Consider the following 24,111-nt stretch of genomic DNA (forward strand, 5'->3'; position numbering starts at 1 on the left):
ACGCGGATTAGGCACCAAGCAAAATCTCAGAAAACTCAACTACGTTGGAGGAATCAACTCTGGGAACACCACTCTCAGACAAGCGCCAGGCCCTCACGTTCAACACCGCCAACCACCAGGAGCAGCACTATATGCAGCAGATCGTCGACTGGATTGTGTCTCTCATGGAGACGCTGGGGCCTCCCGGCGTTGGCATTGCCATTCTCGTAGAGACCATCTTCCCGCCGATCCCCAGCGAAGCAGTCCTCCCGATGGCCGGTTTCACTGCGTCACTTGGCGAGTTCAGTGCACTCTCCGCCCTGATTTGGGCAACCTCCGCGTCACTTCTTGGCGCACTATTGCTGTACTACCTGGGCCACAAAGTGGGCTTCCATCGCCTCCGTGCATTCGGCGAGAAGATTCCGCTCGTCCGAGGCACCGACGTGGACAAAGCGATGCACTTCTTCGACAAGTACGGCGAAGCCTCCATCTTCATCGGCCGCGTTATCCCCGGCATCCGTAGCCTCATCTCCATTCCAGCGGGAATTCAAGGCATGGGTCTGCTGCGCTTTTCCTTCTATACGACGCTCGGCAGCGCAATCTGGAACGCCGTCCTGATCTACCTCGGCGTGTATCTGGGTTCGCAATGGCACAAGGTCACTGAAGTCATCGACGAATACTCGACCTGGGCATACGTAGCTCTGGCTCTTTTTGTCGTGGTACTCATCGGATTGGGGATTTACCGCAACGTACGGGAACGTCGTCAAGCAGACAGCTCAAACAGCGAGCAATCCGACACCACTACAACCCATGAACCTTCCGCATAAGCGCAAGAGTTGCCTGCGTCGGTAGCAGTCGCGTCAGTGGGACGACGACCTGCGCCTTCGAGCCACGCGCCACCAATGGGACGGGGCGGTTGCTGAGGATTTCGGCGAGCACAGTCTCCGCAATATCGGAAGCGGGGATGCCCGTGGCTTCGTTGCCATCGAGATTCTTCAGCATTGTCTGCACGTCTGCGGTGTATGGCGAATCGGCAGCTCCACCGTACTTCGTGCGTCGCTGGGACAAGCCCGTATTGATACTGCCCGGCTCCATCACGGTGACGCCGATGCCGAACTTCGCGACCTCGCCACGTAACGCCAATGCGAAACCACGGATCGCCGCCTTCGATGCGACATACGACGACCGATGGGGCAGCGGCAACCCACCCAACATCGAACCAATGACAACAATGCGCCCGCGCCCGGCCTCGCGCATCGACGGCAATGCCCGTTGCAGCAGCTCAACCTGACCGAGCACATTAACCTGGAACAGACGTTCTAGAGCATCACGAGGCAACTCCTCGAAAGGCCCCGACTGACTTTCGCCGGCATTAGCGACGATGACGTCGAGGGGGCCGTCGTGAAGAAGCTCCTCCATGACGGTGGCAATGCCGTGAGGGCCATCCGATGTGCCCATGTCGAGCGCCACCATGTCAATACCTTCAGGATGAGGCGCAGCCGAACCTCTGCGGGAGGTACCGATGACGTGGAAACCGGCATCGCGAAGAGCCTCCGCGCAGGCCCAGCCAATTCCGCTAGACGCGCCGGTCACCAGCGCGCGCCCGCGAGGAACCGCAGGAAGTGCCGGGCCGTGAGTGAAACGACTGCGCAATGTGGCCCCCTTACCGCATCTTCTTCGCCGAGAACTTCATTCCGCCAGCTTGCAGACGCTCCAAGTACGGTTCGCCAAGTCCCGTAGCCGGAGTAAGAACACCGGTGCGCTCCGGCAAACGATCCCTGTCGCAGACCAACGCGAGCGCAGCATTGGAAATCATCATTGCAGTGCCATCATAACCGGGATCCTGCTCCAGCTCGACCTCGCACTTCCACGTTTCTTGGGTGTCGCCGTCGAGGCGTACGTTCGAGTACAACTCGTAGGTGAAACGGCCCTTGGCGCGCTGCTCGGCGGAAGGACCTTCGCCAGGCTTCGGCAGCTTCGCGTCAACGAACTTCGCCAACTGAGGTGTAGCCATCGCGAACTTCATCGCCGACATTCCGTACTTCAAGCGCTGGGCTTTCAACCACGACTTCGGGCCGTCGCCAACACTCATGACCTCACGGTAGCGGAAGCCCGAACCGTATTCATGGGCTGCTGACGAGGTGGTTTCGTCGGCAAGCAGGGAAGCAGTACGACGCACGATGCGGGTGTTGTGCGGACCCATGAAGAACGGGCCGAGCCAACCATGAATGGACGGATGCACATCCTTGCCCCGAACCACTGCATTATCCGGCTGATTCGAACCGCCTGGACCCGAACCGAAAGAACTGAGCGCATCCGGGTTCGCCGCGATCTTCGCCAATTCAGGATCGGCCTTGGTCTGCGCGACCTGCGTACGGAAAGAATCAATCGTGCCACCCGACATACCGCCGCGAAGATGCTTCACGATGAGCGTCGTATCCCACAACTCCACCTTTTCATGCCCCTGGCGGACCAGCTCCGTGAACAGGAAATTTACCGCAAAGTCCGAAGGAACGGAGTCGAATCCGCAGGAGTGAATGATCCGCGCGCCACTCTGCTTTGCGACGTCGTGGTACTTCTCCACAGACTCATAGGCAAAGAGAACTTCACCCGTGAGATCGACATAGTCAGTACCTGCTTCAGCACATGCCTTCACCAGCTCGCGACCGTACTGCGCGTAAGGGCCAACGAGCGTGAGGACAACATTCGTGGACTCCGCAAGCGCCTTCATTTCGGTTGGGCTTGCGGCGTCGGCGACGACGAGTGGCCAGTCCTTAACTCGCGGATGGCGAGAGGAGATATCGTCACGCAGAGACCGCAGCTTCTCCTGACGACGTCCCGCAAGCGCAACCCGCACATCAGCTGGAGCGTGCTCCGCGAGGTACTCAGTGATGAGAGTTCCGACGAAGCCCGTTGCACCAAAAACAACGATGTCGTGGGAGCGTCCGTGATTTCGAGTGCTGCTGCTGGATTGAGATGTCATGCATACAAAACTAGTGAATGTGTTGCACTGGTGCGTCGCTTTGTCCAAAGAGCAAGGTGGAGCTGCCGTTTGGGTTTCGCAGGAGGCCTAAGGTGGTAAGCAATACGTCGTTGTGGAGATAAGGAGGCGCGCTGGCCGGTGGCATCGTCGCAAAGTGAAGGCCTGGTTCCAGGTCAACAGGGGTTCAAACAGGCGCTCATCGCCGTGTTGCTGGCGGGTCTCGCGTCCTTTCAGGCTCTGTATGCAACCCAGGCGCTGCTGCCAGTTTTCACCATTGACCTGCAAATTGACCCTGCGACTGCCGCGCTGACGGTTTCTGCGACGACGGGTGGTCTGGCGTGTGCGATTATCCCGCTGTCGGTTTTGTCGGAGAAGTTCGGGCGACGGAATGTGCTCCGCATCAGCGCGCTAGTGGCGACAATTCTGGGTCTGGCGGTGTCGTTCGCACCGGGCATCGGGGCGTTGATTGCGATTCGCCTGCTGCAGGGCATTGCGCTGGCCGGGGTGCCAGCGGTGGCCATGGCCTATCTTTCTGAAGAGATTCACCCCGACTACGTGCCTCGATTCATGGGGCTCTACATTTCAGGCAACACCATCGGTGGCCTGATGGGCCGTATTATCCCGTCGGCCATTCTCGAGTTTGCTGATTGGCGAGTGGCATCGCTAGTTTCTGCGAGCGTTGCTTTCGTGTTTGCCGTCGCCACGTGGTTCTTGCTGCCAAAGCAGCGTCGCTTTGTGCCGAAGTCACTGTCGTTAGGTGGCGAGGCAGCTGCCATCGGGCACCACCTTCGTGATCCCCGAATCCTCTCCCTCTGCGTCCTATCGTTCCTGTTCATGGGCTCGTTTGTGTCGCTCTACAATTATCTGGGCTTCCGACTGGGCGATCGCTTTGGCCTGTCGCCGGCGCTCGCGGGCTTCGTTTTCGTTCTGTACCTCTCAGGCACGTGGAGTTCGGCTCGCGCAGGTGTCTGGGTGAAGACGTACAGTCGTCGCAAGCTCATTTCTATCGCCACGGTCACCGCCTGCATTGGACTTAGCTTGACGACGACCCCCTGGCTCCCCATCGTCATCGCAGGTGCCTTGATGTTTACGGCGTCATTCTTTGTGGCGCATTCGCTGGCATCGTCTGCGGTGGGGTTGGTGGCGAGACGAGATCGCGCCGAAGCCTCATCGCTGTATTTGGCTAGCTACTATGTGGGATCATCGCTGGTCGGCTGGGTGTCGGGCCATATTTTTGGCGCGTGGGGCTGGGGTGCCTTGATTCCGTGGCTCGCGGCGCTGTCATTTATGGCAGGCGCGACTGCCGTGGTGGGGCTGGGGGTTGGCCGTGGTGGGGCGAGTTCGCGTGGCGCGTGATCGCCTGCGTCCTGCCTGCACTTTCGCCCCACCAGTACCTAAGCCTCGCCGACCAGCAGATCCTGACCCTCGTTGCCCAGCTTCGCAGCACCAGCAGGGTGGCGCGATGGGCCAGAAACAACAGCACCCGACTCGATGTCGAACTTTGAGTTGTGTTCAGGGCAGATCATGACCCCGTCGACCACCTTGTCGATCTTTCCGCCCTGGTGAGGGCAGTAATTCGACCATGCCTTAAACACGCCTTCCTTAGGCTGAGTCACCACATAGTCGCCCACGACGACTCCGCCACCAACCGGAATATCGGCCGCTGCGACTCGCTGCTGCTCCGTCTTCGATGCACATGCCGCGAGCAACGCGCCCGCTGCCGTCGCTGCTGTGCCCAGCAGGAATCGACGGCGGCTGCATGCGCCGAGCTTGGACGCTGCATTCTCTGCCGCAGCATTCTCTGGTGACAATCCACACGTTTCAGGAGTGTTCATACCCGCAGTATTCATACCCTCTAGGGTAGTCCGTTCGGCGAGCGAAAGTCGCGCCCCTACGCCCTGCCCCTGGGCCACGCCCTACACAGCCGGAGGTCGCGCCCCGAAAATCGCCTGCCCCACCCGCACGGTCGTCGCGCCTTCCGCAATCGCGAGTTCATAGTCACCAGACATTCCCATCGACAGCTCATCCAATGTGACATCGTCTGGACACTTTGCGACGAGGTCGTCGCGAAGCACCCGCACCTTTTCAAAGCACCGGCGCACGGACGCTTCGCCGGCCGGGGTGCCGTCGGATTTCATGGCCATGGTCATGAAGCCACGGAGGCGCAGGTTGGGGTAGTCGCCGGCAGGGCCAAACTGTTCGACGAATCCCTCCACAGCATCAAGTGCCACGCCTGCCTTTTGCGGTTCCTCGGACGAGTTCACCTGAATCAACACGTCGAGGCTGCGTTCCGCTGCCGCCAACCGTCGCTGCAACGCAGCCGCGACCTTTGGCCGGTCGAGTGCTTGAAACTCGCTGGCGAACTCCACAAGTTGGCCGGCCTTGTTGGTCTGCAACGGGCCGATCACCACCCACTGGGGTTGGTGCCCGGTGGCAGCCGTCGCAAAGTGCTCGGCAAAGTGCGCGGCCTTCGCCGCTGCCTCCTGGACTCGGTTCTCCGCGAGCCACAGGCACTCGTCCCGACCCGCCGACTCAGAGCGAGCCTGCAACGCCTCCCAATCCGCGACCAATGCCTCAGCGGGGACGGTCTTGCTGACTGGCAGAAGACGCACCTCCTCGGGCGAGCGTCCTGCAGCGCGCGCGGCATCGTCGATGTGGGAACGGACTACCTCGTATCGGTCGACCACGTCATGAGCAGCAAGTGAAGCAGGCATATCGGTCATGTCTTAAAGGTTAGCGTGCCGGTAATTGCGGTAAGTTCAGGTCTATGCTGATGGATCGTCTGAACTCACTGTCGGAATCCCAGCGTCGCGGAATAACGGTGTTCTTCTCCATTGTTTCGGCGGCGGTCGTGGTCATTTTGATGGTGCGTGCCGCAACCTACTACATGATGGACGTCGAAGTCTTCCAGGATGCTGGCTGGGCTTTACGACGTGGCCAGGACCTGTACTCTGAACACTTCCCAACGCGGTCGGGTTATCGCTTTATCTACCCACCGTTTGCTGCGTTGCTGTTTTATCCGTTGACATGGGCCGGGCCGACCACACTGCAAATCATCTGGACAGGTGCGACTATCGCCGCCGTGTGGGCGATGCTGTGGATGGTAGCAACACGGCTGAAGTTGGCGAAACCAACCATCGTGGCAACGGCGCTGCTGGGTCTGGCAATGCTGACCAACCCGCTGTGGGCCAACGTCAATTTCGGTCAGATCAATGTGTTCTTGGCGTTGCTTATCGTGTCGGACGTGCTGGGCTTCTTGCCGAAGCAGCTCCGTGGCCTGGGTATTGGTATCGCAGCCGGTATCAAGATCACTCCGGCAGCGTATGCACTGATCTTCCTGGTTCGAAAGGACTACCGCGCAGTGTTGCTGAGCGCAATGTGGTTCTTTGTCACCGCGATTATTGGCTTCCTCCTGCGCTTCGACGAATCCATCTACTACTGGACCGACGAGTTCTTCTCCGGCGACCGGGGCGGTGCCCCAACGTATGAAGCCAACCAGGCAATGTCGGGACTGCTTGCCCGTGCGGGCATTACAGATCCAACGCTCAATATGCTGACGATGGGTTTCTTCCTTCTTGGCGCCATTGCTGCTGCCTACTGCGCGTGGGTGCTGGAACGCCGTGGCCAGTCGGTCGCAGCCCTCGCCATGGTTGCCTTGGCGGCAAGCTTCGCCGGCCCATACGCAGTGAGCCACCACTGGTCCATCACCATCGTGTTCCTGCCGATGCTTCTCGTGCTGCGTAAGCCATGGCAGCTCATTATCGGCGTGCTGTTCTTCATTGCGCAGTGGTGGGCACCGTACAACGTATTCGTCGGCAACCCAGACGGCCTCGCTACCAACCCATTCGAATGGGCGTATGGCGGTATGCAGGGAATCATGGGATTCGTGGTCATGGTGGCGTTTGTGTACTACGCGATGACTCGTCGTAAAGCACAGGCAGTGACCACGAAGGACACCGTTACATTCGACGCTTAGTGTGCCGTGTGGCTTGGGAAGTCCACGGATCTTCAGGCCACGGATGCTTCGGATAGCGGCCACGCATTTCGGAACGAACGTGAGCGTAAGCGCCGTTCCAGAAGCTCGCGAGATCCTGCGTCACAGCCAGCGGACGACCCGCAGGCGACAACAAATGCATAAGAACCGGAACGCGCCCACCAGCAATGGTGGGCGTTTCGCTTAGGCCGAAACACTCTTGAAGTTTGACCGCAAGGATGGGTGGTGCAGACTCATCGCCGGCGAGAACTCCGCTGTAATCCACCTTGATTCGCGAGCCGGAGGGGACGTCGAGGCGTTCGGGGGCGAGCTCATCGAGGTGGGATGCTTCCGGCCAGGGGAGTATGCCTTGCAGCGAGGTCACCGTGATCGCGCCGGGCGTGGGGGAATCGAGATCGCTGCCAAGTACAGTGGCTGCAGTTTCTGGGGTGGCAAGTCCTGCATCGGTCACATCGGGCCACGGATCGCCAATTTCACGATGCAGCAGTGCAAGGCGAGCACGCAATGCCGTGGCTTCGGCGGACCAGCTCAGGGCATTGATATGTGACGAATCGCTCGCTAACCAGGCGAGAAGCGCCGAGCGACATTGTTCGGGCGTCGGCCGAGCTGGGTGCGCAGCGAGTTCAATCGCGCCAAGACGTTCACGGGTGCGAGCCGTGACTTTGACTCCGCGCGATCCTGACGAAGCAGATACGGAAACTTCAGTGTCCTTCGTCGCCATCGACTGTGCTGCGAAGTGGGCAATATCAGCGCTAATGGGCGCAGCTGAGCGAATGACTGCGCCTGCCCGGCCTGCGGCATTGCCACCAGCACGTGACACGTCGGCAACAGCAAGCCACTCGTGGGACTGCAGGCCAGCCGATTGCGGTGGCACGGTCGCAGCAGTCCCTTTCGTGAACAGGTACTCGGTGCCATGTGCACCTCGTCTGCGGGCAATGCGATCCGGCCATGCCAACGCCGTCACCATGCCAAGAATGTCAGTAAAGCCCGTTAGTGTCGGCGCATTGGGATCTGGCTGGGCTGGCACGTCCTTGATTAGGCGCAGCAACCGGTCAGCGTGTGCGCGGTCGGCTCCACTACTGCCACCGCGACCACCGCGACCGCCCGCACGAGTCAGGTCGCCGCGTGGGGGATCGTCGACAAGTGCAACGGCTTCTGCAACTTGGCTGCGCTGCGATGGCTCCACTAGCGACGCGGTCAGCAGCAACGCGCGCCCGAGCCGAGGATCGAGCGGAAGCGTCGACAACTGTCGGCCGAACTCGGTGATCTGCCCGCTGGCTCCTGTCTCACCGGCCTCCACCGCACCAAGCGCCACCAGTGTCTGATTCGCAGCGTCCGCATGATGCACAGGCGGCGCATCTACCAGCCGTAATCCCGCACCGCCGGGCGTTCCCCACGCTGCCAAATCCAGCATGGCCGACGTTAAATCCGAGACCTCAATCTCCGGCGCTGGCCACTCCGGCGCAGCTTGCCACTGCGACTCCGATACACACCGCACCGCAATGCCCGGCCCAAGTCGCGCCGCTCGACCTGCCCTTTGCTCGCCCGAAGATTTCGCACTTGACGACGTCACCAGCCCCGACATGCCCCTCGCCAGATCCAGGCGTGGTCCTCTGGACAAGCAGGCGTCCACAACGGCGCGAACTCCAGGGACGGTGAGCGACGACTCGGCAATGGCCGTCGAGATGATAATCCGCTGAGTGCGTTGTTGATGGCTACGATGCTGAACCCGATCCGCGTCCTGGTCCGCAGAGCCACGAATGACACGATCCTGTTCCCGAGCTCCCAATTGTCCGTGGAGAGTGAAGACCTCTAATGGAACGTCGTCAAGCCCCGCCCGCACCGCAGCTGCAACGTGCTCGACCTCGCGGACACCGGGGACGAAGACGAGCACGTCACCCTGGTTCGGCGCATCATGTGCAGTGTCGATCGCGACGCGCGCCACGTGATCGAGGAAGTCGCGGGTCACCCCACGAGCATCCAAGCGTGGCGACGGCGCCGGACGATAACGAATATCGAGCTCATGCAGCACCGCGCCCGCCGCCACGATGGGAGCGGGACGGTGAGTGCCAGTGGAGTCATCGCCCAGCAAGTCCGCAAACCGGGGCGCATCGACTGTCGCCGACATTGCCAGCAAGTGCAGGTCGGGACGAAGCTCCCGTAAATCACGCGCCATTGCCAGCAACAGATCCGAATCGAGGTTACGTTCATGCACCTCATCGAGCACCAAAGCAGCCGTATTCTCCAGATCGCCGTCGCGAAGCAAGCGCCGAATCACCACGCCCGGCGTCGCGAATTCCACCCGCGTACGCCGCCCCACCCGCCGATCGCCGCGCACCGTGTAACCCACCAGATCGCCCAGCTGCGTGCCACTCAACTCCGCTAGCCGACGCGCCGCCGCACGCACCGCCACCCTTCGCGGAGCCGTGACGACGACTCGACCTGCCTCAGCACCGCCATCGGACGCAGCAACGACATTCGCCACGATCGGCGGAACAAGTGTCGTCTTACCCGTGCCCGGAGGTGCCTGGATGACCGCAAGGCCGCCGTCGGCGACGGCAGCGGTGACTTCGTCGGCAACTGTCAGGAAAGGAAGGGACGAACCGATGGTGGGGACGTCGAAAAGCATGAGTTCAGTGTGCCAGGTGCTCGCCGGGCGCTTGTGAATGTGCAGCGTATATTCACAGGTATGCAGGATTTGTCTCGGTATGGATGGCTCTCGGTAATTGCTGCAGTAGCGACCATCGCACTGAAAGTCGGCGGTTGGTTTGTCACCGGTTCTGTCGGTTTGTTGTCGGATGCAGCGGAATCGCTAGTCAATCTTGTGGCGGCAATTGTCGCGGTGATTGTTTTGAAGGTCATCGCTCAACCTGCCGACAAGGACCATGAGTTCGGGCATTCGAAGGCGGAGTATTTCTCAGCTGGCATTGAAGGCGCGATGATTTTCGTCGCAGCCGTATTCATTATCTATTCCTCGGTGGATCGACTTTTGCACCCCCAGCCCATCGAACAGATCGGGCTTGGTTTGGCACTGACTGTGTTGGCATCGGCAATTAACGGTGCGGTGGCGTTGGTCTTGCTTCGCGCAGGTAAGCAGCACGGTTCGTTGACGTTGACTGCCGACGGCAAGCATTTGATGACGGACGTGTGGACCTCGGTTGGCGTGCTCGTTGGCGTGGCGTTGGTATTCCTGACCAAGTGGTGGTGGCTTGACCCGGTGATCGCCCTCGTGGTCGCCGTGAACATCTTGTGGACCGGCCGTGAGCTGATGCTCGAAGCCGGTGGTGGATTGATGGATAAGGCGATGACTGGCGAGGACCGGGACGACGTGGACCGGATCTTGCAATCACACTGCGATCCCGTCAAGCGCATTGATGTGCACGAAATTCGCACCCGAGTTTCTGGCCGTCAGCACTTTATTGAGTTCCATGTGTTGGTGCCGGGCAAATGGTCGGTGGAACACGGCCACGACATCCTGACGGCGATGGAAGACGACTTGAAAGATCGCTTTCCGGGCGTTCACATTGCCTCTCACTTGGAACCGATCGAAGATGAGCGGGCATATAACGATGTAAAGCTGTAGGTAGCAATTCCTGCAATTCCAAGAAACTGTGTCTGGGGTCACATAAGTTATAGGTGTAGCAGTGAAACGTCACCTTGAAGGAAACCGTCATGATTTCCAAGAACAACACCAGGTTCTCAGCCAATAGCCCGCAGTTGCCAGAGCCACGCGAGCGCCAAGATGTCATCATTCCCGCGAAGGATGGCCTCCTTCTTCGTGGCACGATGTTTCGACCACAGACCAATCCGGCCGATGTCCGGGGTGTGGTTACGGTTCATGGTGGCACCGGCGTCCCCGAAGGTTTTTACCACCGCTTTGCGCAGGCCATGGCAGAAAAGCGCTTTGCTGTCGTGTGCTACGACTACCGCGGTTGTGGCCGTTCGGGCATGAAGATGGACGAACGCAGCGACTTCTACCGCATGTCGGACTGGATTACTCGGGATGTACCAGGTGTTATCGAATGGGCGCGAGATGCATTCGAGGGTTTGCCGCACCTAGCTGTTGGCCATGCTGTGGGTGGCCACGGCATTCTCTATGCCGGCGGCGAAGGCACGTACGATGCAACCGCACTGATCAACTGCCGTGGCATGCGGATGAAGAAGGTGCCATCACTAGCAGGCAAGATTCGCGCATTCACGCTGTTTAACATCGTGGGGCCCATCTCCGCGAAGTTGACCGGACACATCCCGGCATCGGCGTGGAAGCTGACCCAGGAACCACCAATTGGTGTGATGCGTCAGTGGGCAAAGTGGGCTCGCCACAATGACTACTTCTTTGGCGATGACGAGTTCGACTTCGAAACCCGCTTCTCCAAGGTCTCGCAGCCAGTGCTGTCGATCCGCGTTCCAGACGACTACTGGACCGAAGAATCATCCGCCGATTTGATCACGGATCGCCTTACCGCGGCGACCGTCGAAAAGCGTCAAGCCCGACCAGCTCGCGGTGAAGGCGTGGGGTACGGAGGCTACTTCCGCAAGGGCCACGACAAGGAGTGGGCTGAGCTTGTGGAATGGTTCGACCAGAAGATTGGCGCCCGAGTCGTGGGACAGGCTGAAGTCGAGCCACCGCGCTAATCCCACAGCCCCGAACACCCGCGTCGCCATTCGCCCACGAGATGGATATCGACCATCCCGACTGCCGACATCAGCGCGTAGCACGTAGTTGGGCCCACGAATGAGAACCCGTGGCGCTTCAGCTCCTTCGCCATTGCCACCGATTCCGGTGACGTCGTCGGCAGTTCTGCCAACGTGCGCGGCGCAGGTGTCTCATCTGGTTTAAACGACCACAACAGGTTCGACAGTCCCGGACCTTCTTCACGGAGTCGCAGAACCGCACGGGCGTTTCGAATTGTCGCCTCGATCTTTCGTCGATTCCGCACAATATCCGCGTTATCCAGTAGCTTTACGACGTCCCCCTCATCCATCTCCGCCACCACATCCGGATCGAAATCGTGAAAAGCAGCGCGAAATGCCGGACGCTTCTGCAGAATCGTTGCCCATGACAAACCGGACTGAAAGGCTTCCAAGCTAAGTCGCTCGAACAGACCCTTCTCGGTGTAGATGGGCATGCCCCATTCGTTGTCGTAGTAATCGCGAAGAAGTTGGTTTGCGGCAGCCCAGGGTGGTCGGGCGCGCCCATCGTCCCCAATGACCAAGTCCGCTACTAGGTCCCGCGAATCTGCTGCGTTCATAGGTGCGAGCCTAGTCGCGTGGGTACTCTCGGAACATGGCAACAATTGCGATGGATTCACCGTTTGGCACCCTCGGGATCGCGGCATCGAGCCGTGGGGTGGTGGAAGTTGATTTGGGGGGAGTCGTCGCAAAGCATGGGCCTGAGGAGGACCCGGCGGCGCGCGAGATCCTCGATCAGGCCGTACAGCAATTCTCGGAGTATTTCGCGGGCGAGCGCAAGGAAATCGAGGTACCTATCGACCCCGATGTCGAGGAGATGTTGGCCGGTGACTCATTCCGGGCGCGGGCGCTGACTGCGCTTCGACAGATTCCGTATGGTGAGGTCGTGTCATATGGCGAGCTTGCTGAGCGCGCCGGTTCACCACGAGCGGCGCGAGCTGCTGGGACGGCGTGTGCGACGAATCCGCTGGCCATCATTGTCCCATGCCACAGGGTTGTCCCTGCTAGTGGTGGCATTGGTAGCTATGGCGGTGGCGAGGACATGAAGCGTGAATTGTTGGCCCTGGAGGGTTCGCTCGCGGAGCTGTGGCGACCGCAGGGGCAGCCAGAAACCAGTTAGGGTTAGATCCATGACTGATTCTGCTTTGAACACTCCGCTTTACGACGACGACTTCCGCCAAGCATTTTCTTCAATGGTGCGCTCGCGACGCGCGACTCGTGCTTACCAGGAAGGGCCGCTGCCTGAGGAAGACGTCAAGGAGTTTCTGGAGTTGGTCCTGGAAGCGCCAAGCGCGTTCAACCTGCAGGATCGATCCATTGTGGTGATTCAGGATGAGGCCGTACGTGCCGAAGTTCTTGCAGCTGCCAATAACCAGAAGCAGGTCGCTACGGCACCACTGTTGCTCGCATTTATCGCAGAGCCTTCCGGCTGGAAGAAGACGTTGCCACAGCTCGCCGAGCAGAATGTTACGTCCGGATACTGGACTGCCGATGTCGCGGAAAGCCGCAGCACCACTATTTCTGGTTTCCAGTCGGCGCGTGAAGAAGCCGGTCTGGCACGTGAGTTCGCAATCCGCAATGCAATGATCGCTGCCTCGTTTGCCATGCTTACCGCTCCTGCATTCGGCTGGTCCTCGTCGCCTATGACCGGCTTCAATGAGGCAGCACTGAAGAAGGCTATCGGTGCCGAGAACACCGATACCGTTGTCGCATTGCTGCTGGCAGTAGGTGTGCCAGCCGAGGAGCCACGCCACCCAGGTCGTTTCCCAGCTGACGGGCGCGTGTACCTCGACCGCTACGAAGGTTAAAAGCGCTGCACCGCGGGACATCGCGCTAGCTTAAACCACCAGCGCGACCTCGACTGCCTGGCGAATTGCTCGCTTTGCATCGAGTTCCGCTGCCACATCAGCACCACCGATGACAGAGACGCGCTGGTCGCCCGCATAGTTGCCGAGTGCGTCTAGGTTCGATTCCTGGCCTGTACAGACGATTATGTTGTCCACGGCAATCGTGACGTCCTGTCGTCCCCCGTCTTCACCCGCGATGGTGATGTGCAGGCCGTCGTCGTCGATACACTCGTAGGTGACACCGGTGTACTGCTTGACACCTGCCTTCTTGAGCTCGGCACGGTGTACCCAACCAGTCGTCTTGCCCAACCCCTTGCCGATTCGCGACTGCTTGCGCTGCAAAAGATGTACTTCGCGTAGCGGTGGTTCATCGACTGGCTCCGTGATGCCACCACGTTGCTTGGCAGGATCGGCTACGCCCCACGACTCCTTCCACTTGTCGACGCTCTGATTCGGTTCCCTTGTCAAGAACTCGGATACATCCACGCCAATGCCGCCGGCACCAATGACCGCAACCTTTGCTCCAGCGGTTCGGCGGCCGGAAAGGAGCTCGTCGTAAGGAATAACCGACGTATGATCAATGCCCGCAATATCTGGGATACGAGGTGTGACACCAGTCGCGAGAATGACATGATCGAATCCCTCGCTCAACAGCTGTTCAACACTAATGTGCTGGCCACAGTGGACGGGCACGCCGAGCACCTCTAAGCGACGCTCGAAATAGGTCAATGTGTTCGCGTATTCTTCCTTGCCTGGAATCTTCGCCGCAAGCAGAAATTGGCCACCAATCTGATCAGCAGCTTCGAAGACCTGTACTGCGTGACCGCGTTCGGCTGCAGCTTCGGCAGCAGCAAGTCCCGCAACACCGGCACCCACGACGGCGATGCGCTTGGCCTCGTCGGGAGAAACCGGAGTCGACACCAGTTCCGTTTCATGAGCAGCAAATGGGTTGACCAGGCACGTCGAGGTCTTATTCGCGAACGTGTGGTCCAAGCAGGCTTGGTTGCAGGCGATACAGGTGTTGATCTCGTCAGCGCGACCAGACGCTGCTTTCGCAACGAAATCCGGATCGGCGAGGAAAGGACGTGCCATCGAAATCAGATCTGCATTACCCTCTGCGAGGATCTGCTCAGCAGTATGCGGGTTGTTAATGCGGTTTGATGCGGTGACTGGAACGTCGACACGCTCTTTCAAACGACCAGTCAGATCCGCGAACGCAGCCCGTGGCACCGATGTCACGATCGTTGGAATCCGTGCCTCATGCCATCCAATTCCGGTGTTGAAAACGTCGACACCAGCGTCGACAAGGCGCTGCGCCAGCTCCACTGTTTCGTCCCACGTCTGACTCTTGTCGACGAGGTCAAGCAAGGAAATTCGATACTGGAGGAGGAAATCGTCGCCGACTTCCTCGCGGATCTGGCGGACGACTTCAAGGGGGAGTCGCATCCGAGCCTCGGCACTGCCACCCCAATGGTCGTTGCGGTGATTAGTGCGCTCAGCGAGGAACTGATTGAGCAGGTAACCCTCCGAGCCCATGATCTCGATGCCGTCGTAGCCTGCGTGCTTGGCCAGCTTAGCTGCGCGAACATACGCCTTGATAGTGCGCTTCACATCGAAGCCGGACATGCGACGTGCCTTGAAGGGGCTAATCGGGGACTGGCTTGTATCCGCCGAACGGGCAAGCGGGCTGTAGCTATACCGGCCAGCGTGAAGAACTTGAAGCAGGATATGGCTGCCGTGGGAATGCACCGTGTCGGTGACTTGCTTGTGGCGGTCGGCAACACGCTTGGATGCCATCATGGAACCGTTCGGCGTGAGCCACCCTTCGATATTGGGAGCGTAGCCACCAGTGACAATCATGCTGACATCGCCTTCGGCGCGACGGCCAAGGTAGGTGGCCAACTTTGGGATGTCGCTCAACCGGTCTTCAAGACCCGAATGCATTGAACCCATGATGACGCGATTCTTCAGCGTCAGATGACCTACCGCCAGGGGCGAGAGCAGGTGAGGAAACTCAGTCGTTGCTGACATAGTCATAAGTATTGCGCTTAGGAAAGCACCTGTCTGCTGAATGAGCGTACTGCCCCGAAAAAGTGTGATGCTGGCTACTGTAGAGGCTAGAAGCAGGCCAAAAACCGACACAGAATCTGCCAAGGAGTTTGACCATGACGGAATCATCCACAACCTCTGCAAATGCCAGCGCCCCGGTTGCCGTCGTTACCGGTGCCTCGTCTGGCATTGGTGCCGCCACCGCGATTGCGCTTGCAAAGGAAGGCTTCGAGGTTGTGCTGGGAGCGCGTCGTGAAGACAAGCTCAATGAAATTGCCGGGCAGATCCGGGCTAACGGTGGGGTAGCGACCGTCGTCAAGCTGGATGTGACTGAACAGGAAGATGTCAATCGCCTGGCAGACGCGGTCGAGCGCGCGGATGTGCTCGTGAACAACGCCGGTGGTGCGTGGGGTATGGAGAGCGTCGAGGGTGCCATCGAAGAGAAGTGGCGCTGGATGTACGAGGTCAACGTGTTGGGTACCCTCCGCGTGACGCAGGCGATGCTGCCGGCGCTGAAGGCAGCGAAGGGGCTGATTGTCACGATCGGTTCGATTGCGGCGCGTCAGGTATACACCGGCGGTGCTGGCTACAATGCGGCGAAGCATGGCGAACGCGCACTCGTTGAAGTGCTGCGCCAGGAGATCGCGCACGACGATGTTCGTGTCACCGAGATCGATCCAGGTCGCGTGCACACCGATTTCTCGCTCGTGCGTTTCGACGGCGACGCCACCAAGGCAGAGGCTGTCTATGACGGGGTGAAGTCGCTGACTGCCGACGACATCGCGGACATCATCGTTTTCGCGGCAACCCGCCCGCCACACGTGAACATTGACTTCCTGCAGGTCACGCCGATTGACCAGGTGGGTGCGAAGCCGAAGTCGAAGTAGAGTTTGGCTAGACGAAGAACGAAAGGGCGAGGAAGACCAGGCTAGGTGCTCTGGTTTCCCCGCCCTTTTGCAGCGGACTCGAAACTAGTAATGCGTTACAAGGTGGCCTTCCAGCTTGCCTTGTCGGAAGAGAAGGAAAGAGTTGGCTCGTAATTGAGACGGTATTCACCTGGTTCTGCGCCCTCGAAGCAGACATTGCCCGAGACCATTCCGCCAGGAGCGAGTTCACCTGATTCCAAAGTATGCATGTTCGACAGGAACTCGGGATCAGTGATTACCCCTGCAGGGTTTTGTGCTTTCCAGTCCCAATAACCAGCGAAATCTGTGACTTCAGTACCGTTATTGGTGTAAGTCACTTCCGCGCAGCTGACTGGATCACCGAAGTAGCTGGTTGCCGAATCGAAAGAACTAACCTTGATATCAAGGCTCTTCTTCGTGGTAAAACTCTCTCCAACTTCCAGTGGCTCGTTGGGATCCCTGGGTTCGCCATCCTTGCCTTGCGAATTTGCGGCAGGAACAGCGCCGTCGCTTGCGCTGTCGCCATCACTCAGGATTGCAATGAGGACAAAGAGGAAGAGTAGAAAGCCAACAATAAGTGCGCCTGCCTTAAGACATCCGCCCTTCTTCTTGCGTTCTACATAAACAACCTGAGGTGCCTGCTGTGCATGTGGCATCTGCTGCGGGTGCGGCATTTGCCAGCCATTCGCTTGGTTATGGTTTTGTGGTGGGGTTGGTGATGACAAAGTGGGCTCCCAAATTTTCCAGCTCGCCATGGTGAATAGATGCAGGTATCAAGAGATCGCGTCAATCGTGGCCATTGTTCGGCGAGGTTTTGGAAAGTAATTTACCAAGGAAACCTTTGGCTCAACAAATAATTCCCTTTTGTGGCATTGCACTTAATTATGAAAGTAGTTTACTGTGATGGTGATCCTTCCTCGCCCGTGTGTCGCTTCGAAATGGTTTGCCGAAGCCAATGTTTGCGGTAACTGAATTTCGTGTTGATTAGGGACATATCTTTGTTGGATCAACAGCTTCAGTTCATGAACAGGTACAAAGTGGGTATGGCCCTAAACAATCCTGAAAACCGTCCTATCGCCCTCGTGAGTGGTGGAAGTCGCGGCATCGGCCGGGCTATCGCTGAAGACCTCGGTCGTGACCATCACGTTCTTGTGGGGGCTACGACATACGACGGGGCGCACGCAGTAGCGTCGCTGCTGCCGTCGGCAGGTGAGTTTGTTGTAGATCTGACTGATGTCGAGGCTGTTTCCGCGGAACTGAAGCGTGCGCTTGGTGACGCTCCACTTGATGTCATCGTGCATTCCGCTGGCGTTTTCGTCGGTGGGGATGTTGAAGACATTGCCTATGCGGATTGGGTACGAATCCTCGACGTGAACGTGGCTGCAGTGGCTGAACTAACCCGGCAAACGCTGCCAGCACTGCGGGCTGCGAACGGCATAGTTGTCACGATCAACTCGGGCTCTGGCTTCCGCGCTAGCCCTGGATCGGCGGCGTACGCGGCCTCGAAGTTTGCGCTCCGAGCTTTCACTGATGCTCTCCGTGAAGAGGAGCGCGGCATTGTTCGCGTGACTTCAGTCCATCCTGGTCGCGTGGACACGGATATGCAGGTCGCGATTCAAGGTGAAGAAGGCTATGACGGATCGAAGTATGTCACGCCATCCTCGATCGCTAAGGCAGTTCGCTTGGCCGTAGATGCCGGCATGGACTGTAGCGTCGACGAAGTTCAGGTGCGACCACGGAAGTAGCAGACCAGACCTTAACCCAGTAGGAAGAATCAGCAAGAATGCAAAAAGCACCTGGGAAATCCCAGGTGCATTCTCGACGTGATAACTAGACCGTGATTAGTGATCGCCCATCATGGCATCGACCATGCGTGGCACGACCTTGCCGACTGCATTGCGTGGCAACTCATCCACGAAGAAGACCTTGTCAGGAACGCAGTGCGTTGCAAGATTCTCGCGTACGTATTCCTGAAGCATCTCCTCGGACAGATCCTCGCCCTGCTTGTTGTTCTCGCGAACAACGTAGAGGTATAGGTCAGCGATGATCTCGTCGTTGTGGACACCACGACAGTAGACATCTGCGATGCCTGGCACTGGCCCAAGAATCTCTTCGATCTCGCGTGGGAAGATATTCTCGCCACCCTTGATGACCATGTCGTCGGAACGACCACAGATGTACAGGTAGCCGTCCTCATCCATGCGTGCGAGGTCGCCGATCTGGAACAGTCCGTCAACAGTGACGTACTTGTCCTTCTCGTTCAGGTAGCCGATGAACGACAGCTCCTGGACAGTGTGGAGCAGGCCAACCTCGCCACGAGGAACTTCCTTGCCCTCTTCGTCAAGAATCTTGACTCGTGCGCCAAGCGCAGGGCGGCCAGCAGAGTCTGGGCGCTGCGCCAGATCTGGACCCGAAGCGATCGAACAGACGCCAGCCTCAGTAGAACCGTAGAAGTTACACACAACTGGACCGAAGCGGTGGGTCAGAGCTGATACCAGCCACGCTGGGATTGCGTTACCAGAAGAAACAATGAACTTGAATGGGCCGATCTTACGGGATGGATCGTTGTCCAGTTCATCCTTCAGGGAGCGCAGGAAGAATGCTGCGGAAATGATGCCGTTAACGCCGTACTTCTCGCAGTCAGCGATAACCTTCTTGGCATCGTAGTGGCGCATGGTTACAAGGGTTGCACCCGTTGCCATAGCGATAATGACGTTCGCCCAACCCCACGCGTGGAACATGGAAGCAGCCTGGTGGATGACCATATTGCGTTCCCAAGGAATACGGTCGGCGACGCCACCAACAGTCATAGGAGTCTTTGGCTCGTTACGGAGCACGCCCTTAGGAATACCCGTGGTGCCGGACGACATGATGATGATGCGTCCCTGCTCTGGCTTGAACTCGAGTTCGGCGGTGGAGTTCATGCCCTCAGCGATGAGGTCTTCCATGAAGAGGTAGCCCTCTGGCGCCTTCGCACGAGTTTCTGGATCGCTCACAGTGGTGATAACAACCTGCAGATCAGGACGGTTCTCAGGAACTCGGTCCATGAATTCGTCATCGATGAAGAGGTACTCGACGTCGTTCTGCTCGATAATGCCGTCGACCTGCTGTGCGGACGAACCAATGTTCATCAGCATGATTTCTGCGCCGAGGAAGCCCTTAACCGCCATTGGCATGATGATGCCGCGACCATTACGCGCGATGACACCAAACTTAGACTTGCTGCTCAGGCCACGAGCCATGAGTGCCTTTGACAGTGCGACAGTCTGGTTGTGGAGTTCGGTGTAGGTAAGCTCGCCGAAGTCGTCGACAAGCGCGAGGCGATTAGGGTAACGCTCAGCGCCCGATGCAATGAGGCCGGACACTGCAAAGCCCCAGCGACGCAGGTTCTTCAGGAACACTGGTGCCTGCTTTGGGGTCATAGACAGGACACCCGAACGAAGCAGAGGAGGCAATGACTGGGCAAAGCCCTTCAATAGGGTCGCGACAGGTACCTGTGGTGGCTTCATTTCAGCGGTCATGTGTGGGATCCTCCAAGTGCGGACAGCAGGGTAAAGCGTTAATCACTCTAAGTAACAGTAGTCACTGTAACAAACAATATGCTCAGAAAATCAAATTGTTTTGGTTGCCTAATTTGCCTGAGCGTTGTGGTTACTCTAGGGAAGAGTGTTCGTAAAGTCGAATAGCAATGTTACGCCAATGTTACAAAATGGATACAATTGGCCTCCATGTGGGCATGTCTGGCGACCGCAAAGCGTGAGTGAACTCTCGCATTTTCCCTGCGTGTTCCGAGTCGCAGCAAAGGGGGTCACCGCCCACAGGGTGAACGCTATGCACAAAAGCGTCCGAAAAATTGGGGCGGTTCCGTGTCACCCGATTAGTGAAAGCTCACGAAAGTTACATCAATGTGTTTCTAGCGCTGGGTAACACCTGCATCGTTTAACATGGGTACCCCCAAAATTGTGTCCGGAACCGCAAACGCGTCGACAAGTGCATCAGACCATGGCCCCATCGAGTCCACGAGGTCGTTAATCGACGCACGCACAGCCTTCGTCCGGGTACCCGACAAAATATTCTGCTCCTGGTACCAACCGCTGTGCGTATTGATGGTCGTCAACGCAAACAGGTCCCTCAGGTGCACAAAGAGGTTCTTGGCCGGTGAATCGTCGTCAAGCTTTTGTTCGGCTTCTACGAGCGCTTCCAGCAAGAGCGAATCGACGCGAGCCCAAGCGCAGGCAATCAAGTGATCCTGCGCGGCATCGACGGCAGCCACCGCATCCTCAGGCTTCATCTTGCGTGCAGGGCGGAGCCGACGGCCGAGTGATTTGAGCAGGTTGGATTCGCGCTCTTCGAAGAGCTTGACCTGGTAGCCGGCATTAAAGAGGTCAATGACCTCCCGATCGCTGACTCGATCCATGATCGACTGCACCGACGTTGCGACGGGAGTCCTGCGGCGGAAAATGTCGGTGACGTTTTCCACGCCGTACTTCAACATGCCCATGGGGTCGAGTTCAGAAAGGCCACGCGCGTATGCGGTGATCAATTCCTTGCCGACCATCTGAATGAGAACCGTATTGTCACCTTCGAAAGTAGTGAAGACGTCGGAATCGTCTTTAAAGATGGTGAGCAGGTTCTCGGCCATGTAGCCCGCGCCACCGCAGGCCTCACGAGCTTCCTGAATTGCCGCCGTCGCGTGTTCCGTCGCAGCTACCTTCACTGCTGCGGCTTGGGATTCTAATTCGCGTTGCTTCCATTGTTGTTCTGGATCTGGATTCGCAATGTCCCACGTTCCGGCAGCAACGGCTGCTTCCTGGGCGTCGATACGCTCGACGATCTCGTTCTGCAGCAGCTGGAGCGCATATGAGCGGGCAACGAGCGGAAGGAGACGAAGGCGATGGGCGCGATGCTCCATCAGGTGCTTTTCCTGCCCGGGTAGCCCTTCGAACTGACGACGACGCGTCGCATAGCGCGTAGCGATTGCCAACGACGAGCGCGTTGCAGCACCGGCAGCTGCGCCCACAGAAATACGGCCACGGATCAACGTGCTGAGCATGGTAAAGAAGCGCCGATTGAGGGAGTCAATAGAAGAGGAATACTCACCATTCTCATCGACATCGCCGAAGCGGTTCAGAAGAGACTCGCGTGGGACGCGGACATTGTCGAATAGGAGAGTGCCGTTGTCGACACCTGTCAGACCTCCCTTGTATCCGTGATCCCCAATGGTGACACCGGGCGCTGGGGTGCCGTCGTCGTTGCGAATTGGCACCAACAAACAATGCACGCCGTGGGATTCGGATACCGTGCCGTCCGCATCGGTGGTGTGCAGCTGCGCAAAAACGGCAGCCATATGTCCGTGTCGTGCAGCGTTGCCGATGTAGCACTTCTGCGCAGATGGGGTAGGGGAGTTGACGACGAACTCGCCTGTCTCTCGATCGTAGGTGGCAGTGGTTTCGATATTCATGACATCGGAACCGTGACCGCGCTCGGTCATTGCGAAGCAGCCGAGCAATTCGAGGTTGATGATCTTCGGTATCAGTTCTGCGTGGCGCTCAGTGCCGAGGTTGTCGACAGCGCCACCAAACAGACCCCACTGCACGCCGGCCTTCACCATGACGGATAAGTCGGTGTGGCCGATGCATTCCATTGAGGTCAGGGCCTTGCCGGTTTCACCAGTGCCACCCTTAGCTACGGAAAATGCACCTTGGGGAACCCCTGTGTCGCGTAGAACTTCGAGGCGTTCGATGAGTGCGTCACGGGCTTCATCGAGAGGTAGTCCCACCTGAGGTAAAAACAGTTCACTGGAGAGCTTCTCGCGGACGGCATCGCGGTCGGATGCCCACTTCCCGTCAATGGCTGCGCGCAAGGCTGCGGCTGCCGTGGCGATATCTTCACTGGAAGGTTCGTGGGGAAGGGTTTTCGGGCCAATGCCGGCAGGGTGGGAATCGTGTTCGTGGGGTGCGGACAAGGGATCCTCCTCGGTCGTGTTATCCGCATCGTACAGCGACGTAGGTCACAAAAATCCTCTATGTATATAAAAGTTATAAAAATGTTGCGCGAGTTACTGTGGCGTCGCACCCACCTCGCCTGCTGTACCCGCTAGCCCGGCCAATACTGCCTCATCCTCTGCGGTGCACGTATCGAGCCAGCGGCCTAAAGCCTCATGCTCCGCAGGTGTCGCCCACAAGCCGTAACGGTGCTTGACCGCAATCTGGCGCGCTACATACTGGCACCTGAAACCGCTATTCGACGGCACCCACGTCGCAGCATCGCCGTCGCCCTTTTGCATATTCGCGGGTCCATCGGAAGCTAACAGATTCAACGGATCGTTGGCGAAATTCTGTCGAGTGGCAGGATCCCAGTCCTGGGCACCCTTCTGCCAGGCATCGCTCATTGCGACGACATGATCAATCTGCACCGCCTGTGAAGATTCCTGTCCTCGCTGAAACTCGATGATTGCGCCGGTGTACGGATCATGTAGAGAACCGCTCAATACGACACAGTCAAAGGTATTCGGCTTCAAAACCACATTGGCAAGATCGCGTCGCAGAATGTCATTGCGGGTATCGCAGCCGTTATGCCCAAATTCGACCGTCACGTCGTCCGACCAGCGTTGCCCGAATGCATCACGAGAATAGCCAGTTTTCGGAGCGCGACCTTTCTGCTCGATCGTCGCGAGCTGTCCGCGCAGCACATCGACACTGCTGGCCTGAGCTGGCGAACCTTCTGGCTCCGCAGGAGGGAGTACCTCCGGTATCTGTGCACTTTCAGTCGCGGACCGGAGAGCTTCCTTCAACGACTCAATCTCGGCCTGGGCACTCGAAGCGGCATCCTTTGCGGACTCCAACGCTTCATTGACCTGCTTCTGTGACTCGGCCAAATCCGTGCTGGCCTGGTCAACATCAACACCACATGCGCTGAGACCACAAGCAAGCGCCACCACGGCAACAATCCCTGCTGTTCGCGCCATGCCTCGGCACTGCCGTTGTCTCCTGCCAGTCATGCCTTGCACCATAGAACACTTACCGGATTGCTCCGTTCACATGTTCGATACGCGCGTCACGACGACCTCGTCGTAAAGCTTCTACCACCAATAATGCGGATAGTGCAGCTTCCGAACACGGTTTGCGACCAGCGCTAGCACGACAACTAGAACAGACGCGACGAAAACGACGCCAATGAAGTGAAGGTCGTTGTCAGGTGGGGATAGGACGGCAACGATTGCGGTCGCGACAGCGGGGGAATGTGCGCTGCGAAGAGAGAGCATCAGCCCGAAAGTCACGCCTGACGCAACTGCAGCGGACAATGCGTTTGAGCCGAGGGTGTGCATCGCGAGAACGCCGACTGTCGCACCAACGAGATGTCCGATAATGACATTTCGGGGCTGTGCCAACGGCAAGCTCGGCGCACCCACGATCAGGGCAGCGGCAGCGCCAATCGATGGAATGAATAGCAATTCGGTGGTCTGTGTTGCCAGAAGAGCAATGAACAACAGAGGCAAAGTTAGCGCTAAGGACGCGGTAATGATGTGGAGGACTGGTGGCCGTGGTGGTGCGTTTGATTTCAAGGTGGCTCTCCCTCCTAAGGTTCGATCCGTAGTACCCGTTCGCCGGCATCTAGTCACAACAATTAATTGATTTAACTAAATAAATTTCTAAGCAGTGA

21 protein-coding genes are annotated in these 24,111 nt (G+C 58.3%); 9 read left to right on the forward strand and 12 right to left on the reverse strand.

All coding sequences use genetic code 11. The annotated features are described in order from the left end of the window. Nucleotides 1-131 precede the first annotated feature (131 nt). Entirely contained in the window at nucleotides 132-806 is a 675-nt protein-coding gene (locus WG938_RS00590) for a DedA family protein (RefSeq protein ID WP_339976508.1), read from the forward strand. Here WG938_RS00590 and WG938_RS00595 read toward each other — a convergent pair. Both WG938_RS00595 and WG938_RS00600 read right to left on the reverse strand, forming a co-directional pair. Beyond that, entirely contained in the window at nucleotides 781-1,632 is an 852-nt protein-coding gene (locus WG938_RS00595) for an SDR family NAD(P)-dependent oxidoreductase (protein ID WP_339976510.1), read from the reverse strand. The two genes, WG938_RS00590 and WG938_RS00595, sit on opposite strands and share 26 nt — an antisense overlap. 10 nt (nucleotides 1,633-1,642) lie before the next feature. Beyond that, nucleotides 1,643-2,962, reverse strand: coding sequence for a saccharopine dehydrogenase family protein (locus WG938_RS00600; protein ID WP_339976512.1), 1,320 nt, complete (start codon nucleotides 2,960-2,962; stop codon nucleotides 1,643-1,645). Between the two features lie 138 nt (nucleotides 2,963-3,100). On the opposite strand from WG938_RS00600, the gene WG938_RS00605 reads away from it, so the two are divergent. Further along, on the forward strand, nucleotides 3,101-4,318 hold the full coding sequence (locus WG938_RS00605) for an MFS transporter (RefSeq protein ID WP_339976514.1): 1,218 nt from the start codon (nucleotides 3,101-3,103) through the stop codon (nucleotides 4,316-4,318). A 38-nt stretch (nucleotides 4,319-4,356) separates the two neighbouring features. On the opposite strand, the gene WG938_RS00610 is transcribed toward WG938_RS00605, so the two are convergent. Then, nucleotides 4,357-4,812 carry a Rieske (2Fe-2S) protein gene (locus WG938_RS00610; RefSeq protein ID WP_339976516.1) on the reverse strand — a complete coding sequence of 152 codons (456 nt, stop codon included), beginning with the start codon at nucleotides 4,810-4,812 and terminating at the stop codon, nucleotides 4,357-4,359. Nucleotides 4,813-4,878: 66 nt separating this feature from the next. After that, a complete protein-coding gene (locus tag WG938_RS00615; RefSeq protein WP_339976518.1) occupies nucleotides 4,879-5,685 on the reverse strand; it encodes a YggS family pyridoxal phosphate-dependent enzyme in 807 nt (268 codons plus the stop codon). 44 nt (nucleotides 5,686-5,729) lie between these two features. On the opposite strand from WG938_RS00615, the gene WG938_RS00620 reads away from it, so the two are divergent. After that, nucleotides 5,730-6,938 (forward strand): glycosyltransferase family 87 protein, encoded by a 1,209-nt coding sequence (locus WG938_RS00620; RefSeq protein WP_339976520.1) that lies wholly within the window; start codon nucleotides 5,730-5,732, stop codon nucleotides 6,936-6,938. Here WG938_RS00620 and hrpB read toward each other — a convergent pair. Then, nucleotides 6,922-9,585 (reverse strand): ATP-dependent helicase HrpB, encoded by a 2,664-nt coding sequence (gene hrpB, locus WG938_RS00625; protein WP_339976522.1) that lies wholly within the window; start codon nucleotides 9,583-9,585, stop codon nucleotides 6,922-6,924. The two genes, WG938_RS00620 and hrpB, sit on opposite strands and share 17 nt — an antisense overlap. Nucleotides 9,586-9,645: 60 nt before the next feature. Between hrpB and WG938_RS00630 the strand changes: the two genes are divergently transcribed. Both WG938_RS00630 and WG938_RS00635 read left to right on the forward strand, forming a co-directional pair. Further along, complete coding sequence (locus WG938_RS00630) at nucleotides 9,646-10,539, forward strand: cation diffusion facilitator family transporter (RefSeq protein WP_339976524.1); 894 nt, start codon at nucleotides 9,646-9,648, stop codon at nucleotides 10,537-10,539. Nucleotides 10,540-10,628: 89 nt separating this feature from the next. Then, nucleotides 10,629-11,591, forward strand: coding sequence for an alpha/beta hydrolase family protein (locus WG938_RS00635; protein ID WP_339976526.1), 963 nt, complete (start codon nucleotides 10,629-10,631; stop codon nucleotides 11,589-11,591). Here the strand turns inward: WG938_RS00635 and WG938_RS00640 are convergent. Further along, a complete protein-coding gene (locus WG938_RS00640) occupies nucleotides 11,588-12,208 on the reverse strand; it encodes a DNA-3-methyladenine glycosylase I (protein WP_339976528.1) in 621 nt (206 codons plus the stop codon). The genes WG938_RS00635 and WG938_RS00640 overlap by 4 nt on opposite strands. A 35-nt stretch (nucleotides 12,209-12,243) precedes the next feature. Here WG938_RS00640 and WG938_RS00645 point away from each other — a divergent pair, with 35 nt between their 5' ends. After that, on the forward strand, nucleotides 12,244-12,768 hold the full coding sequence (locus WG938_RS00645; RefSeq protein ID WP_339976530.1) for a methylated-DNA--[protein]-cysteine S-methyltransferase: 525 nt from the start codon (nucleotides 12,244-12,246) through the stop codon (nucleotides 12,766-12,768). A 10-nt stretch (nucleotides 12,769-12,778) separates the two neighbouring features. Next, on the forward strand, nucleotides 12,779-13,456 hold the full coding sequence (locus WG938_RS00650; protein ID WP_339976532.1) for a nitroreductase family protein: 678 nt from the start codon (nucleotides 12,779-12,781) through the stop codon (nucleotides 13,454-13,456). Between the two features lie 30 nt (nucleotides 13,457-13,486). On the opposite strand, the gene WG938_RS00655 is transcribed toward WG938_RS00650, so the two are convergent. Then, nucleotides 13,487-15,526, reverse strand: coding sequence for an oxidoreductase (locus tag WG938_RS00655; protein WP_339976534.1), 2,040 nt, complete (start codon nucleotides 15,524-15,526; stop codon nucleotides 13,487-13,489). A gap of 134 nt (nucleotides 15,527-15,660) precedes the next feature. On the opposite strand from WG938_RS00655, the gene WG938_RS00660 reads away from it, so the two are divergent. Continuing rightward, nucleotides 15,661-16,431, forward strand: a complete 771-nt coding sequence (locus WG938_RS00660) for an SDR family oxidoreductase (RefSeq protein ID WP_339976536.1) — start codon at nucleotides 15,661-15,663, stop codon at nucleotides 16,429-16,431. Between the two features lie 95 nt (nucleotides 16,432-16,526). Here WG938_RS00660 and WG938_RS00665 read toward each other — a convergent pair whose 3' ends face one another. After that, on the reverse strand, nucleotides 16,527-17,123 hold the full coding sequence (locus WG938_RS00665) for a DUF4352 domain-containing protein (RefSeq protein ID WP_339976538.1): 597 nt from the start codon (nucleotides 17,121-17,123) through the stop codon (nucleotides 16,527-16,529). A 369-nt stretch (nucleotides 17,124-17,492) separates the two neighbouring features. On the opposite strand from WG938_RS00665, the gene WG938_RS00670 reads away from it, so the two are divergent. Beyond that, the gene (locus tag WG938_RS00670; protein ID WP_339976540.1) at nucleotides 17,493-18,194 is read left to right on the forward strand and encodes an SDR family oxidoreductase; all 702 of its coding nucleotides are present in this window, start codon (nucleotides 17,493-17,495) and stop codon (nucleotides 18,192-18,194) included. A gap of 96 nt (nucleotides 18,195-18,290) precedes the next feature. On the opposite strand, the gene WG938_RS00675 is transcribed toward WG938_RS00670, so the two are convergent. The 4 genes from WG938_RS00675 to WG938_RS00690 all read right to left on the reverse strand — a co-directional run bounded on the left by WG938_RS00675 (nucleotide 18,291) and on the right by WG938_RS00690 (nucleotide 24,013). Beyond that, nucleotides 18,291-19,970 carry an AMP-binding protein gene (locus WG938_RS00675; protein ID WP_339976542.1) on the reverse strand — a complete coding sequence of 560 codons (1,680 nt, stop codon included), beginning with the start codon at nucleotides 19,968-19,970 and terminating at the stop codon, nucleotides 18,291-18,293. Nucleotides 19,971-20,362: 392 nt separating this feature from the next. Next, nucleotides 20,363-22,414, reverse strand: a complete 2,052-nt coding sequence (locus WG938_RS00680; protein ID WP_339976544.1) for an acyl-CoA dehydrogenase family protein — start codon at nucleotides 22,412-22,414, stop codon at nucleotides 20,363-20,365. Between the two features lie 93 nt (nucleotides 22,415-22,507). Beyond that, entirely contained in the window at nucleotides 22,508-23,449 is a 942-nt protein-coding gene (locus WG938_RS00685) for an HNH endonuclease family protein (protein WP_339976546.1), read from the reverse strand. A gap of 81 nt (nucleotides 23,450-23,530) precedes the next feature. Further along, the gene (locus tag WG938_RS00690) at nucleotides 23,531-24,013 is read right to left on the reverse strand and encodes an HPP family protein (protein WP_339976548.1); all 483 of its coding nucleotides are present in this window, start codon (nucleotides 24,011-24,013) and stop codon (nucleotides 23,531-23,533) included. Between the last annotated feature and the right edge of the window lie 98 nt (nucleotides 24,014-24,111).

This window comes from Corynebacterium sp. H113 (assembly GCF_037572315.1).
GTDB lineage: Bacteria > Actinomycetota > Actinomycetes > Mycobacteriales > Mycobacteriaceae > Corynebacterium.

Bases quoted from the DNA above. Each gene is read 5' to 3' on its own strand.
- WG938_RS00635 (WP_339976526.1), top strand. From the start codon at position 10,629: ATGATTTCCAAGAACAACACCAGGTTCTCAGCCAATAGCCCGCAGTTG.
- hrpB (WP_339976522.1), bottom strand. From the start codon at position 9,585: ATGCTTTTCGACGTCCCCACCATCGGTTCGTCCCTTCCTTTCCTGACA.
- WG938_RS00665 (WP_339976538.1), bottom strand. From the start codon at position 17,123: ATGCCGCACCCGCAGCAGATGCCACATGCACAGCAGGCACCTCAGGTT.
- WG938_RS00685 (WP_339976546.1), bottom strand. From the start codon at position 23,449: ATGACTGGCAGGAGACAACGGCAGTGCCGAGGCATGGCGCGAACAGCA.
- WG938_RS00670 (WP_339976540.1), top strand. From the start codon at position 17,493: ATGGCCCTAAACAATCCTGAAAACCGTCCTATCGCCCTCGTGAGTGGT.
- WG938_RS00620 (WP_339976520.1), top strand. From the start codon at position 5,730: ATGCTGATGGATCGTCTGAACTCACTGTCGGAATCCCAGCGTCGCGGA.
- WG938_RS00675 (WP_339976542.1), bottom strand. From the start codon at position 19,970: ATGACCGCTGAAATGAAGCCACCACAGGTACCTGTCGCGACCCTATTG.
- WG938_RS00630 (WP_339976524.1), top strand. From the start codon at position 9,646: ATGCAGGATTTGTCTCGGTATGGATGGCTCTCGGTAATTGCTGCAGTA.
- WG938_RS00660 (WP_339976536.1), top strand. From the start codon at position 15,661: ATGACGGAATCATCCACAACCTCTGCAAATGCCAGCGCCCCGGTTGCC.
- WG938_RS00655 (WP_339976534.1), bottom strand. From the start codon at position 15,526: ATGTCAGCAACGACTGAGTTTCCTCACCTGCTCTCGCCCCTGGCGGTA.
- WG938_RS00650 (WP_339976532.1), top strand. From the start codon at position 12,779: ATGACTGATTCTGCTTTGAACACTCCGCTTTACGACGACGACTTCCGC.
- WG938_RS00640 (WP_339976528.1), bottom strand. From the start codon at position 12,208: ATGAACGCAGCAGATTCGCGGGACCTAGTAGCGGACTTGGTCATTGGG.
- WG938_RS00590 (WP_339976508.1), top strand. From the start codon at position 132: ATGCAGCAGATCGTCGACTGGATTGTGTCTCTCATGGAGACGCTGGGG.
- WG938_RS00645 (WP_339976530.1), top strand. From the start codon at position 12,244: ATGGCAACAATTGCGATGGATTCACCGTTTGGCACCCTCGGGATCGCG.
- WG938_RS00600 (WP_339976512.1), bottom strand. From the start codon at position 2,962: ATGACATCTCAATCCAGCAGCAGCACTCGAAATCACGGACGCTCCCAC.
- WG938_RS00615 (WP_339976518.1), bottom strand. From the start codon at position 5,685: ATGACCGATATGCCTGCTTCACTTGCTGCTCATGACGTGGTCGACCGA.
- WG938_RS00610 (WP_339976516.1), bottom strand. From the start codon at position 4,812: ATGAATACTGCGGGTATGAACACTCCTGAAACGTGTGGATTGTCACCA.